Origin of the sequence: Streptomyces sp. ADI95-17 (assembly GCF_003846175.1) — a bacterium.
In the GTDB taxonomy this organism is placed as follows: domain Bacteria; phylum Actinomycetota; class Actinomycetes; order Streptomycetales; family Streptomycetaceae; genus Streptomyces; species Streptomyces sanglieri.
In genome coordinates this window covers 3,012-15,863 of sequence record NZ_ML123045.1, presented here as the reverse complement: position 1 = coordinate 15,863, position 12,852 = coordinate 3,012, and the positions used below count along the sequence as shown (strand labels likewise).

Here is a 12,852-nt window from a genome sequence, read left to right as displayed (position 1 = left end):
TGGCGCTGTCCGGCCTTCCTGGCGCTGTCCGGCGCTCCCGTTCTCTTTCCGGTCGTCGGCTGCGACCTTTCACCCCGCTCCATCCAAGTATTCCCCCATATGTCGTGACCTCTGCTGTGACCTGTTGACGGGGCCGGAGGCGAGTGCGAGCGTGGTCGCACCGCACCTCCCCAGACGCAGCGGAGCGACCGTCTCTCATGCCAGAGCCCACCCTGCTCGTCCTGGACACCGACCCGTCGCCGCGTCTCGGCCGGCTGACCGGCCGGGCCCGCATCCGGTACACGGACGAGGCCGGACTCGCCGCCCGGCTCCCGGAAGCCGATGTGCTGCTGGTGTGGGACTTCGCCTCCGAAGCGGTACGGAAGGTCTGGCCCGGCAAGGGACCGCGCCCGGCCTGGGTGCACACCGCGAGCGCGGGGGTGGACCGGCTGCTCTGCCCGGAGCTGACGGCCTCGGACACGGTCGTGACCAACGCCCGGGGCATCTTCGAGCGGCCCATCGCCGAGTACGTGACCGGACTGGTGCTGGCGTTCGCGAAGGATCTCCCCGGCACGCTGGAGCTCCAGCGACGACGGCAGTGGCGCCACCGTGAGAGCACCCGGCTCGCGGGCAGCCGCGCGGTGGTCGTCGGCGCCGGCCCGATCGGGCGGGAGATCACCAGGCTGCTGATCGCGCTGGGGGTACAGGTGGCGCTGGTGGGGCGCACCGCGCGGCGCACCATCCACGGCACCGAGGACCTGGACCGGCTGACCGCCCTGGCCGACTGGGTGATCTGCGCGGCCCCGCTGACCGGGTCGACCCGCGCCATGTTCGACGCCCGGTTCTTCGGGCTGATGCAGCCCTCGGCCCGCTTCATCAATGTGGGGCGCGGGCCGCTGGTCGTCGAGGACGATCTGGCCGAAGCGCTGCGCAGGCGCTGGATCGCGGGCGCGGCGCTCGATGTGTTCGAGCGGGAACCCCTGGGGCCGGAGAGCCCGCTGTGGGACGTACCGGACCTGATCGTGTCGCCGCACATGAGCGGCGACACGGCGGGCTGGCGGGACCGCCTGAGCGAGCAGTTCGTGGCGATGTACGAACTCTGGGCGGCCGGGGAGCCCCTGCCCAACGTGGTGGACAAGCAGCGCGGTTACGTCCCCGTACGGGAACCGGGCGAGCAGCCGGGCGAGTAGCCGGCCACGCCCGTCCCTGCCCTGCCCGGCCCGGCCCGGCCCGGCCTGGCCCCGACCGGACTCGGGAAGGTCACATTCCGGCCACCTTTCGATTACATGCTCTCGCTCCCTGCATAGACGTCCGGGATCGGGCAGGCGCCTCCCCTGTCCGGACTGTTCGATCCCTCCAGGAGATTGCGAACCATGGCTGACTTCCCGAACCTGTCCCGCCGGGGCTTCCTGAACCGATCGGCGGCCGTGGGCGGCCTGCTCGTCGTCCCCGGCCTGCTCTCCGCGTGCAGCAAGACCGCCGCCGGCTCCGCGGACGGTGCGGGTGCGCTCGAAAAGCTCCGCAAGCAGGGCTTCGTCCGGGTCGCGTACGCCAACGAGGCCCCGTACGGCTACCTGGAGGGCAAGCAGCTCAAGGGCGAGGCGCCCACGCTGCACCGGGAGATCTTCAAGGCGCTCGGCGTCGATGAGCTCAAGCCCACCCTCTCCGAGTGGGACGGTCTGATCCCCGGGCTCCAGGCGGGCAAGTACGACGTGGTCAGCGCCGGAATGGCGATCACACCCGAACGCTGCGCCAACGCCCTGTTCTCCGAGCCCGAGTTCATCTCGCCGACCGCGCTGATGGTGAAGAAGGGCAACCCGAAGAAGGTCACCGACCTGGCGTCCGCGAAGGCCGCCGGGATCACCGTCGGCGTCATGTCGGGCGCCGTCGAGGGCAAGTACGCCGAGAGCGCCGGCATCGCCGGCGACAAGGTCAAGACGCTGCAGAAGCCGCAGGACGGCGCCGACGCCGTCAAGGGCGGCCGGATCGACGCGTTCCTGCTCACCGGCATCTCGCTGCGCTGGCTGGCGAAGACCAACCCGGAGACCGAGGTCACCGAGCCGTTCGTGCCGGAGCTGGACGGCACCAAGCAGTACAGCCCCGGCGGCGCCGTCTTCCGCAAGGGCAACGAGGACCTGCGGGACGCCTTCAACCGCGAGCTGAAGAAGATCGTCTCGGACCGGTCCCGCTATGTGTCGCTGCTCCAGGAGTACGGCTTCTCCGCCACCGAGCTCCCGCCGGCCACGCTGAAGACGGCCGATCTGTGCAAGGGCTGACAGGGACGGACCGCACCGCATGAGTGATTTCTTCTCCGCCTTCTTCGACGAACTCCCGCAGGTGCGCTCGGGGTTGTGGGTGACCCTCGAAGCCACCGTGCTGGGCGCGCTGGCCGCGCTGCTGCTGTCGTTCGTCCTCGGTCTGATGTCGATCAGCCGGCTGCTGGTGCTGCGCGGCACCTCGCGGGTGGTCGTGGAGTTCTTCCGCGGCACCTCGCTGTACATCCAGCTGTTCTGGCTCTACTACGCGATGCCTACACTGACGGGCTATCAGCTGGACCCGCTGCTCTGCGGCGTCGTCGCCTTCGGGCTCAACTACGGCGCGTACGGCGCCGAGGTGGTGCGCGGGGCGATCGGCTCCGTGCCGCGCGGCCAGTACGAGGCGGCCGTCGCGCTGAACATGTCGCCGCTGCACCGGATGCGGAAGGTGGTCCTTCCGCAGGCCTGGGTGCAGATGATCCCGTCCTTCACCAATCTGCTGATCCAGCTGCTGAAGTGCACCCCGCTGCTGTGGCTGATCTCCGCGGCCGACCTGATGACCGTGGTCCAGCAGCTGCGCGACCGTACCGGTGAGACGCTCACCGCGTACCTGACCCTGCTGGCCGTCTACTTCGTGCTGGCGTACGCGCTGACCCTGCTGATGAACCTGCTGGAGCGGGGCGCCAAGCGGCGGCTCGGGCTGCCCACCGGCGCGGGTTCGCTGCTGCGCAGCCGCAGCGCCACCGAGGCCGTCGCCTCCGTCCCGGGAGGTGCCCGGTGAACGGTTTCGACTGGAACGCGGCCGGTGACGCCCTGCCCCTGCTGCTCGAAGGCTTCCGGGTCACGCTGCTCGCGACGGTGCTCGGCACACTCGTCGCCGCGGTCCTGGGGCTGGCCGTCGCGGTCGCCGGCCGGGCCCCGAGCAGGTTCGTGACGGTGCCGGTGCGGGCCGTGACGGAGTTCGTCCGGTCCACCCCGCTGCTCGTCCAACTGGTCGGCGCGGCGGCCCTGTTCACCTCGGTGGAGCCGCTGACGATCGGCATCGTGGTGCTGGGCATCCACTACGCCGCCTACACCTCCGAGGTGTACCGCGCCGGGATCGACAGTGTGCCGAAGGGCCAGTGGGAGGCCTGCCGGGCGCTCTCGCTCGGACCCCGGCGGACCTGGCAGGCCGTGATCCTGCCGCAGGCGGTGCGCAATGTGCTGCCCGCCCTCGGCAACTACGCGATCTCGATGTTCAAGGAGACGCCGTTCCTCGCCGTGATCACGGTGCAGGAAATGGTCTTCGAGGCCCGTAAGTACGGCGCCGACCACTTCGCGTACACCGAGGCGTTCACGCTCGCCGGCCTGGTCTTCCTGGTCGCGAGCTACCCCACCTCGCTGCTGATGAGAAAGCTGGAGAAGCGTCTTGGCCACTGAACCCCTCCCCCTGCAGAAGACGGCGGACGTGGCGCCCGCGGACGCCGCACCGGGCGCCGCGCCGGCCGTCGCGCCGGAGACCGGCCATCCGCTGGTCCGCTTCGACGACGTGGTGAAGCGGTACGGCGACCATGTCGTCCTCGACGGGCTGAACTTCTCGGTGCGGCGCGGCGAGCACATCACCCTGATCGGGCCCAGCGGCTCGGGCAAGACCACCATCCTGCGGCTGCTGATGACGCTGGAGAAGGTCAGCGACGGCGTGATCTGGGTGGACGGCAGTCCGCTGTCCCACGTCAGGACGCCTGCCGGGGTGCTGAAGCCGGCGCCGGAGAAGCATCTGCGCGAGGCCCGGAAGAAGATCGGCATGGTCTTCCAGCAGTTCAATCTCTTCCCCAACATGAAGGTGCTGCAGAACATCACCGAGGCGCCGGTCAACGTGCTGGGCAAGGACCGCGAGGAGGCGGAGGCCCGCGCCCGGGAGCTGCTGGACCTGGTCGGGCTCTCCGCGAAGATCGACGCCCATCCCTCCCAGCTCTCCGGGGGGCAGCAACAGCGGGTAGCCATCGCGCGCGCCCTGGCGATGGAGCCGGAGATCCTGCTGCTGGACGAGGTGACGTCGGCGCTCGACCCGGAGCTGGTGGCCGGGGTGCTGGAGCTGCTGGGCGATATCGCCAGGAACACCGACATCACGATGCTCTGCGTGACCCACGAGATGAATTTCGCCCGTGACGTCTCGGAGACGGTACTGATGTTCGACTCCGGGCAGGTGATCGAATCCGGCCCGCCGGAAAAAATCTTCACCGACCCGGAGCACGAACGTACGCGCGAGTTCCTCGACGCAGTGCTGTGACCTCACCATTTGTTCAACGCCAATGACGCTGGCATATGCCGGACGGATGCGCCCCAGCTCACCGGGCCGGGGCGCCCGGCCGAGTCGCCAACAGCCGCCCCGGAAAGGGGCCTTGGCGGCTATCGTGAGGTCAGAGCTTGCGGTCACAACCTGGTAGGGGGAAACCGTGGCGTTGAAGCCCGAACCGACGGCACCGTTCCATTCGGTGCAGTACGCCCTTCGTGTTCTCGAAACGGTCTCCAAGCACGGCGACGGCGTGACGGACACCCAGATCTCGCGGGAGACGGGACTGCCCATCGGGCACCTCACCTCCCTGCTGCTGACGCTGCGCCGCGAGGGTTACGTGGAGCAGGTCACCGACGGCGCGTATGTGATCGGCGCCTCGCTCCTGCTCATCGGCTCCGGCCCGGCCCGCAGACAGGCGCTGGAGTCCAAGCTCCAGCAGACCCTGGCGCAGCTGCGCGATTCGGTCGGCGCGGCGGTCTACATCAGCCGGTACGTCGACGGCGAGATCCGGGTCACGCAGTACGCCGACGGCCCGCTCACCCCCGCGGTCAACGAGTGGGTGGACTTCCGGTCGGCGGCGCACGCCTCGGCGGTCGGCAAGTGTCTGCTGGCCCAGCTGGACCAGAACGGCCGCCGCGACCACATCTCGCGCCACAAGACTCCCCGGCTCACCTCGCGGACGATCACCAACGAGAAGGTGCTCTTCTCCAAGCTGGACAGCCAGCCGGCGACGGTCCCGGTGCTCGACCTCCAGGAGTACGCGGTCGGCACGGTGTGCGCGGCGGTGCCGCTGACGGCCGGATCGTCGGCGGGCTGCCTGGCGCTGTCGCTGCCGATCGAGGACGCGCACCGGCTGCGCTCGGCGGCGGACACACTGAACCGGCGGGCGGCTCCGGTGCTCCTGTCGCTGGCGCTCTAGGCGTATTGCCCCGTCCGGCGGGGCGCCGGACGGGGGTGTCATCAGCACCCTTCGGGAGCAGGTATTATTTTCGAGTCAGCAGGCGCCGCTAGCTCAGTTGGTTAGAGCAGCTGACTCTTAATCAGCGGGTCCGGGGTTCGAGTCCCTGGCGGCGCACAGACAACGCACTGGGCGGTTCACGTACACACGTGAACCGCCCAGTGCGTTTTTTGCTGCCCGCGGAGATGTACGAACGTTTTACACATCCGTACTAGACAAGCGTTTTAAACGCTCGTACATTTCCTGGCATGACGAACGCTACGAGCACCACCGCCGAACGCGGCGACCTCGCCGGCCGCCGGGAATGGACCGCCTTCGTGGTCCTCCTGCTGCCCCTCCTCCTCGTCTCGATGGACATCTCCGTCCTCTTCTTCGCGATCCCGTCCATCGACCGGGACCTCGCCCCCAGCGCCACCCAGCAGCTCTGGATCTTCGATGTGTACGCCTTCGCCCTGGCCGGCCTGCTCATCACGATGGGCTCGCTCGGCGACCGCATCGGCCGTCGCAAGCTTTTGCTCCTCGGCGCCTTCGCGTTCAGTGCCGCGTCCGTCGCCGCCGCGTACGCCGACAGCCCCGAGATGCTGATCGGGGCCCGCGCCCTGCTCGGGGTCGGCGGGGCGACGCTGATGCCGTCGACCATGGGGCTGGTACGGAACATGTTCCGCGACGAACGGCAGCGCGGCCGGGCCGTGGGGATCTGGTCGGGTGCCATGGCGGGCGGCATCGCGCTCGGCTCGGTGCTCAGCGGGGTCATGCTGGAGCACTTCTGGTGGGGCTCGGTCTTCCTGATCAATGTGCCGGCCATGGTGCTGCTGCTGGTCCTGGTGCCGGTGCTGGTCCCGGAGTTCAAGGACCCGAACCCCGGACGGTTCGACTTCCTGAGCGTGCCGCTGTCGATGGGGGCCGTGCTGCCGGTCGTCTACGGCGTCAAGGAGAGCGCCGCCCATGGGCTCGACGCGAAGAACGCGCTGATCATCGCCGCGGGGCTGGTCGTCGGGCTGTTCTTCGTCCGCCGCCAGCGCGGCCGTGCCGACGCGATGATCGGCCGGGAGCTGTTCCGCCACCGCGGCTTCGCCGCCGGGATCGGGCTGAACGCGCTGGCCGCGTTCGCCATGATGGGCTCCTCGTTCTTCACCACGCAGTACCTCCAGTCGGTGCTCGGGATGAGCACGATGGAGGCCGCGCTGTGGAGCCTGGCACCGTCCCTGGCGGTGGGCGCGGCGGCCCCGACGGCCACCGCGATCGCCCAGCGGACCGACCGTGCCCGGGTCATCTGCGCCGGGTTCGTCATCGCCGCCGCCGGATTCGCGATCCTGGCCCTGGCCGGTACGGACTCCCTGTGGCTGCTGCTCGGCGGCTGCGCCGTGATGAGCTCCGGCATCGTCACCGTGATGGCGCTGGTGTCGGACCTGGCGCTGTCCACGGCCCCGCCGGAGAAGGCGAGTTCGGCGGCCTCGCTGCTGGAGACCGGCCAGGAGTTCGGCGGTGCGATGGGGATGGCCCTGCTGGGCGCGGTGGCCACCGCGATCTACACCGCGGACATGCCGGGCTCCGCCCCGGAGGCCGCCCGCAAGACCCTCGCCGGTGCGGTGGCCACGGGGGACGGTTCGCTGATCGCGGTCGGACGCGAGGCCTTCGTGCACAGCATGCAGTACGCCTCGGTCACGGGAGCGGCGCTGCTGCTGGCCGGAGCGGTGCTGGCCGCGGTGCTGCTGCGGAGGATCCCGGGGGCGGCGGACACCAGGACCGCGGCGCCGACCGAGCCGGCGCTGACGAGTTAGCGCGATCCGGGCGCGGGATGCCCGTGCGCCTCGTACTCGCCCAGCAGCGCCGTCAGCAGCCCGTCGTCGAGCGGGGCGTACGTGCCGCCCGGCCCCCGGCGCCACACGGATCCGCCGTGCCAGAACCCCTCCCGGCGCAGCCGCACCCGGTGCACCTTGTTGGTCGCCGTCACCGGCATCGCCGGGACGATCCGTACGAAGGCGGGGGCCATCTTCGTACCCAGGTCCGGCTGCGCGGCGAGGAACGCGGCGAAGGCGGACGGGTCGAAGGCGGCCCCCTCCCGCAGGGCCAGCGCCGCCATCACCTGGTCGCCGGCGACCGGGTCCGGCACCGCGTACACCGCCACGGCCGCCGCTTCCGTCCAGCGGGCCAGGATGTTCTCGATCATCGCGGCGGCCAGGTTCTCGCTGTCGACCCGCAGCCGGTCGTCGGTACGGCCCGCGAAGTAGAGGAATCCCCCGGCGTCCCGGAAGAAGAGGTCCCCGGTCCAGTACCAGCCGCCGCGCACCCGCTGGGCCTCCGCCTCCTCGTTGCGCCAGTAGCCCTCGAAGGGCGTGCGCCCCCGGTTGACCAGCTCCCCGATCGCCTCCGCCCCGTTGGTCAGCCGACCCGCCCCGTCGAAGACGGCGGCGGGCCGTTCCTCGCCGGTCTGCGGGTCCACCACCGCGAGATCGTCCCGGTCCGACGCCCTCCCGATCGCCCGCTCCGGGGTGTCCGGGGTCCGCTGGATCGCCGCGCCGCCCTCGGAGGAGCCGTAGCCCTCGACCAGCCGCACCCCGAACCGCTCCCGGAACCGGGCCGCGTCCACCGCCCCGGCCTCGGTGCCGAAGCCGAGCCGCAGCGGGTGCTCGCGGTCGTCCGGGCGCTCGGGGGTGGCCAGCAGGTACTGCACGGCACGGCCGACATAGGTGAAGTACGTCGCCCCGTGCGCCCGTACGTCGTCGAGGAATCCCGAGGCGGAGAAGCGGCGGCGCAGCGCGACGGCGGCCCCGCCGGCCAGTGCGGGCGCCCAGTCGGCGATCACCGCGTTGCCGTGGAACATCGGCATGCAGATGTAGTGGACGTCCTCGCGCCGGACGCCGAAGTGGTCGACGAGCGACTGTCCGGCCGTCGCCAGCCGCCCCTGGGTGCAGATCGCGGCCTTGGGCGCGCCGGTCGATCCGGAGGTGAAGTAGAGCAGCAACCGGGTCGCGGGTCCCACGCCCTTGCGGGCCGTGTCGCCGGGTTCGGCTCCGGCGTACGGGGCGAGGAGTCCGGCGTACGCGTCGGTGTCGGTCACCAGCATCCGCACACCCGGGAGGTCCAGGCCGTCGAGCAGCGGCAGGTGGGTGCGTTCGGTGACCAGGACCCGGCAGTCGGTGTGCAGGATGTCGCGGGCCAGTTCGGCGCCGCGCCGGGTCGGGTTGATCCCGGCCACGGCGGCCCCGGCCAGGGCCGCCGCGCTCAACCAGAGTGGAAATTCAGGGGTGTTGTCCAGCAGCACCCCGAGGTGCGGTTCGCCGCCCGCCGACAGCAGATCCGCCAGGAGCGCGGCCCGTACGGCAGCGCCCGAGGCGACCTCGTGATGACTGAGGACGGTGTCCTGGTACCTCAGTCCGGGCCGGTGGTCGCCCCATTGGCGCTGTACGAGCTCCGCGACGGTGCCTGCGCTCCTCATGGCGCCGCACGGTAACTGACTAGACGTCAGAACTGAACATCGGAGCAGGCGTAGAACGCGTTCGCCGTGTCGGCGACGTTCCAGACACTCAGGATGATGTGCTTCCCGCTCTTCTGGGTGGGGATGGTGCCCTGCTGGGTCAGGGTCGCCGGGGGCTGCTTGCCGCCGTACGGCACCGTCATGAAGGGCTGCGACTCCAGGTCTGCCCTGGTGAGCGGCTTGGTGGGGTCCCAGCCGTCCTTGGTGATGTAGTAGCGGAAGTCCGAGGTGGCGTGCCGTGCGGTGAACTGCCAGCGGAAGCTGAAGCCCTGACCAGCGGTCACGTTCGTGGCGGGCCAGTTGCCGCCGCGCGGGTCGTCGAGCTGGGCGAATTCGCCGTGACCGCCGGAACAGATCTTGCCGTCGGCCGGGCCCGCCGCCGGGAAGCCCTTCGGGCCCTCGACGCTCTGCGGCTCCCACTGGATGTTGCCGCAGCCCGTCACCGTGCCGTTGGCACAGAGCTTCTGACGACTGATGGGGTTGTCGGTGTAGCCGTGGCTGCTGGCGCTGCTGGTCGCGAACATCGAGACGCCCGCGATGGCCAGGCCGACCACGGCCGCGCTTGCCCTTTTACGCATTGCTGTCGCTCCTCAAGAACGTGGGGGAGGTTCCATGAGCCGTGCTGCGCGCGTGTTTTGCGGTCTAGACCAAGACTTAGATTATTGACGGGATATGAACATGTCCAGACCAATGAGAGTTGGATTCCGCTTGGCCGCGCGGCCTCCCCCGGGGCTCTCAGGCGCCCTCCCCACCGCTGCGTCCGGTGTAGAAGGCCACCGTCAAGTCCTTGACCAGGGACTTCCGTTCGTAGTCGTCCAGCTCCACGATGCCCCGCGCGGTCAGCCGGTTGACCGTGTCGTCGACCGCGTCGACCACCGAAGTCAGCACGCTGTCGCGGTGCTTGGCGTCGATGGCGGCGATCCGGCGGCGCTGCATCGCCGCGGCGACTTCCGGCGCGTACTCGATCCCGGTCGGCTGGGCCGAGTACACCTCGATGCCGACCGGCTCGCAGTCCGCCTTCAGCATCCGGGTCAGCGCGTCGCCGACCGCCTCGGCGTTGCGCAGGGTGTGCGCGTCCTCGTGGAAGGCATCGGCGGGCAATTGCGACAGGACCCGGGCCATCGCCGCCTCGACCTGTTCGCGCAGATACTCCTCGTGGTCGGCGACCCCGAGCGCCGCCCGCACGGTGTCCTTGATCCGCCACACCACGAGGACGACGACGCGCAGCGCCGTGCCGTTGGCGTCCACGGCGGGGAGCGGTTCGCTGCGCCAGTGCCGCAGGCGTACGTCGACCCGGCGGCGCAGCAGCAGGGGGCTGATCCACATCAGCCCGGTCCGCCGCACGCTCCCCCGGTACTCGCCGAACAGCGTCAGTACCCAGGCGTATCCCACCCGTCCGCGGCTCAGGCCACCGAGCGCGAAGAGCACCACCGAGACCAGCCCGGCGAGCGCCGCCCAGGCGCCGAGGCCGATCCCGTCGTACGGCCGCGAGCCGATCCCGAACCGGGCGAGCGCGGCGGCGGGCAGCGCGCCGATCCGCCAGAGCACCACGCCACCGGCGGCGACCCCCAACAGCCCGGCGAGCAGCGCCAGCCAGCCCGGGAGCGCGGGCCCCGGCCGCTCGGTGAGCCGTGGATCGGCGACCGGTGCCGGCCGGGTCGAGGGCCGGACCTGCGGCCCCCTCGGCACGGGCGGCCGCCGCACCCCCGCCTGCGGCTGGTCGCCACCGGCTCCGCGCCGCAGCACACCGGCGGGCAGCGCGGCGGCGTCGGCGCGCTCGGCGTCCTCGCGGAAGAGCAGGTGCACCGGGATGGTGGCGGTCTGCTCGTTGGCGATGACCGCGTGGTGCCGCCCGGTCCCCCACAGTGATTCGCCGGGCTGTTCGCCGCCGTCGCCGGAGACGGGGAGCGAGTCGAAGACGGTGTCGGGAGCCACGCGGTGCCGGGGCGGCGACGGGGACGGGGCGTCGGCGACCGGGTCCGCGCGACTCCCGGCCACCTCCGCGCGGCTCCCGGCCGGGTCCGCGCGGCTCCCCGCCGGGTCCGCGCGGCTCCCCGCCACTTCCACGCGGTTCCCCGCCACGACCGGGACGGGGGCGACGACCGGCGCCGGCACCGGCACCGGCACGCCGACCGTCGCCGCGGCCGGGACCGACACCGAGGCCGATGTCGCGCCCAGCGCCGGATCCCGGTCCTCGCCCGGGACCAGGTCCAGCACCAGGTCGACCACGGAGTCCGGCCCTGGCTCCGCCCCGGCGGCCGGTCCCGGCTCCGGAGCCGCGCCGTCTCCCGGAACCGCCGCCCCGGCGGGCCCGTCCGGGCCGGCCGCCCCGAACGGTTCCCGCTCCTTCTCCCGTCGCCCGTTCTCCGGGGATCCGGAGCTGTCCGACACCGTGGATCGCATACCCGCCTCCGTCATGTCCGTCGTGTCACCCGAAGAGTCGCCGCCAGGTCTCCGGACCGGGGTAGCCGTCGGCCGCTCCGCCCCGCCAGCCCTGAGCCCGTTGGAAGGCCTCGACATTGCGCCGGTCCGCCTCGGTCCACCGGGGTCCGGGCCCCGAGGTGTAGTACTTGCCGAAGCCCTTCTTCACCAACTGCCTGCCGAGCCTGTCGACATGGCTGTTGGACTGACCGGGCCGGAAATAGCCCCGCCCGGGGAACTTCGAATCCGGGTTCGAGTCGCCGTGGCCGGCCCCCGTTCCGCTTCCGCCCCCGCTCCCCTTTCCGGTGCCGGGGATGTCATGGCCGGTTCCGTTCACCAGGAGCCGCCAGGTGTCGGGGCCGGGGATGCCGTCCGCCTCCTTGCCCTTCCAGCCCTGGGCCTTCTGGAACGCCCGGGTCGCCAGCCGGTCGGCCTCGCCCCAGCCCGGCCCGGGGCCGACCCTGTAGAAGCGCTTGCCGCCCCGCTCCACGAGCATCCTGCCGAGCCGGGTGACGTAGGCGTTACTGGCGCCGGGGCCGAACTTCCCGGCGCCCGGGAACCCCGTCACCGACGAGCCGCTGCCGGCACTTCCGCCGCTGAGCCCCTTGTAGCGGTAGGCGACGTAGTTGCCGGAGTTGGTCCAGTACGCCATGGGCGTCGTCTTCTTGCGGGTGTGCGGCTTCGTCTGCTCGTACGCCTTGTAGTGGGTGTGCGTGTAGTCGGTCCAGCCGCCGAAGATCGTGACGTGCGAGCCCTTCGAGGGGTCGGCCGGGTTGTGGAAGAGCAGGATGTCGCCGGGCTGGAGCTCCTCCCGCGCGATCCGCGTGCCGAACGCGGCGAGGCTGCCGGTCCATTCGTTGCCGGGCAGGTTCCAGGCCATCGAGACGAAGCCGGAGCAGTCCTGCCGATAGCCGTCCGGCCAGTACTTGGTCATGCTGTACGGGACCTGCGCGGACACCCACTTCTTCGCGCGGTTGATGATGTCGGCCCGGCTGCTCTTGCGCAGCTTGGGCGTGGTGGTCGTGGACGAGGGCGGGCCCGAGGCGCCACCGCCCTGCAGTGGTCCGGGGCCGCCCTGCGGGCTGTCCCCGTCCGCGTCGGCCCGGACGGCTCCGGCCGCCTCCGCCGCCCGGTCGCCCGTCGCTCCCGCCGCGCTCGCCGCCTCGACGGCGCCGCTGCCCAGCACCACGCCGGCCGCGGTGACCAGCACCAGTGCGCGGCGGGCGCCGTGTGCGGCCGGATGACCTCCGTACCGCACGGGCGGTGCACTGGCGGCGGTCCGCCGCTGCGCGGCGCACCCCGCACAGATGCAGTCGATGGCGGGCACGTACTCCTCGAAAGCCGGCACAGTCATGCGATTCCCCTCCGCACTCGTCAAGATCTTTGGGCGCATCTGCACGGGCGCCAGTGTCTCAACTCTCCTGACATATCGCATTTTGACGGACAGAAGTGAAAAAACGACCATCCGACAGGCCGTGATGGACAG

The 12,852-nt window shown here is 71.1% G+C and carries 11 protein-coding genes and 1 tRNA gene; 8 read left to right on the top strand and 4 right to left on the bottom strand.

Translation table 11 applies throughout. The features are described 5' to 3' along the window. Nucleotides 1-197: 197 nt before the first annotated feature. The 8 genes from EES42_RS08140 (at nt 198) to EES42_RS08105 (ending at nt 7,248) form a co-directional block, all read left to right on the top strand. Nucleotides 198-1,169, top strand: a complete 972-nt coding sequence (locus tag EES42_RS08140; protein WP_124717485.1) for a D-2-hydroxyacid dehydrogenase — start codon at nt 198-200, stop codon at nt 1,167-1,169. A gap of 183 nt (nt 1,170-1,352) precedes the next feature. Beyond that, nucleotides 1,353-2,255 (top strand): ectoine/hydroxyectoine ABC transporter substrate-binding protein EhuB, encoded by a 903-nt coding sequence (gene ehuB / locus EES42_RS08135; RefSeq protein ID WP_124717484.1) that lies wholly within the window; start codon nt 1,353-1,355, stop codon nt 2,253-2,255. 19 nt (nt 2,256-2,274) lie between these two features. Then, nucleotides 2,275-3,015 carry an ectoine/hydroxyectoine ABC transporter permease subunit EhuC gene (gene ehuC, locus EES42_RS08130; protein ID WP_124717483.1) on the top strand — a complete coding sequence of 247 codons (741 nt, stop codon included), beginning with the start codon at nt 2,275-2,277 and terminating at the stop codon, nt 3,013-3,015. Then, on the top strand, nt 3,012-3,653 hold the full coding sequence (gene ehuD, locus EES42_RS08125; protein ID WP_124717482.1) for an ectoine/hydroxyectoine ABC transporter permease subunit EhuD: 642 nt from the start codon (nt 3,012-3,014) through the stop codon (nt 3,651-3,653). Before ehuC ends, ehuD begins: the two co-directional genes overlap by 4 nt. Next, on the top strand, nt 3,643-4,503 hold the full coding sequence (gene ehuA, locus EES42_RS08120) for an ectoine/hydroxyectoine ABC transporter ATP-binding protein EhuA (RefSeq protein ID WP_124717481.1): 861 nt from the start codon (nt 3,643-3,645) through the stop codon (nt 4,501-4,503). Before ehuD ends, ehuA begins: the two co-directional genes overlap by 11 nt. Nucleotides 4,504-4,669: 166 nt before the next feature. Next, nucleotides 4,670-5,428, top strand: coding sequence for an IclR family transcriptional regulator (locus tag EES42_RS08115; protein ID WP_124717480.1), 759 nt, complete (start codon nt 4,670-4,672; stop codon nt 5,426-5,428). A gap of 82 nt (nt 5,429-5,510) precedes the next feature. Next, a tRNA-Lys gene (locus EES42_RS08110) sits at nt 5,511-5,584 on the top strand. A gap of 131 nt (nt 5,585-5,715) precedes the next feature. Beyond that, nucleotides 5,716-7,248, top strand: coding sequence for an MFS transporter (locus EES42_RS08105; protein ID WP_124717479.1), 1,533 nt, complete (start codon nt 5,716-5,718; stop codon nt 7,246-7,248). On the opposite strand, the gene EES42_RS08100 is transcribed toward EES42_RS08105, so the two are convergent. From EES42_RS08100 to EES42_RS08085, 4 genes are all read right to left on the bottom strand, one after another. Next, the gene (locus tag EES42_RS08100; protein WP_124717478.1) at nt 7,245-8,906 is read right to left on the bottom strand and encodes an AMP-binding protein; all 1,662 of its coding nucleotides are present in this window, start codon (nt 8,904-8,906) and stop codon (nt 7,245-7,247) included. The two genes, EES42_RS08105 and EES42_RS08100, sit on opposite strands and share 4 nt — an antisense overlap. A 26-nt stretch (nt 8,907-8,932) precedes the next feature. Continuing rightward, entirely contained in the window at nt 8,933-9,523 is a 591-nt protein-coding gene (locus EES42_RS08095) for a lytic polysaccharide monooxygenase auxiliary activity family 9 protein (RefSeq protein WP_124717477.1), read from the bottom strand. A gap of 157 nt (nt 9,524-9,680) precedes the next feature. After that, nucleotides 9,681-11,348, bottom strand: a complete 1,668-nt coding sequence (locus tag EES42_RS08090) for an SPFH domain-containing protein (RefSeq protein ID WP_124717476.1) — start codon at nt 11,346-11,348, stop codon at nt 9,681-9,683. A 25-nt stretch (nt 11,349-11,373) separates the two neighbouring features. Further along, nucleotides 11,374-12,720 (bottom strand): peptidoglycan-binding protein, encoded by a 1,347-nt coding sequence (locus EES42_RS08085; protein WP_124717475.1) that lies wholly within the window; start codon nt 12,718-12,720, stop codon nt 11,374-11,376. Between the last annotated feature and the right edge of the window lie 132 nt (nt 12,721-12,852).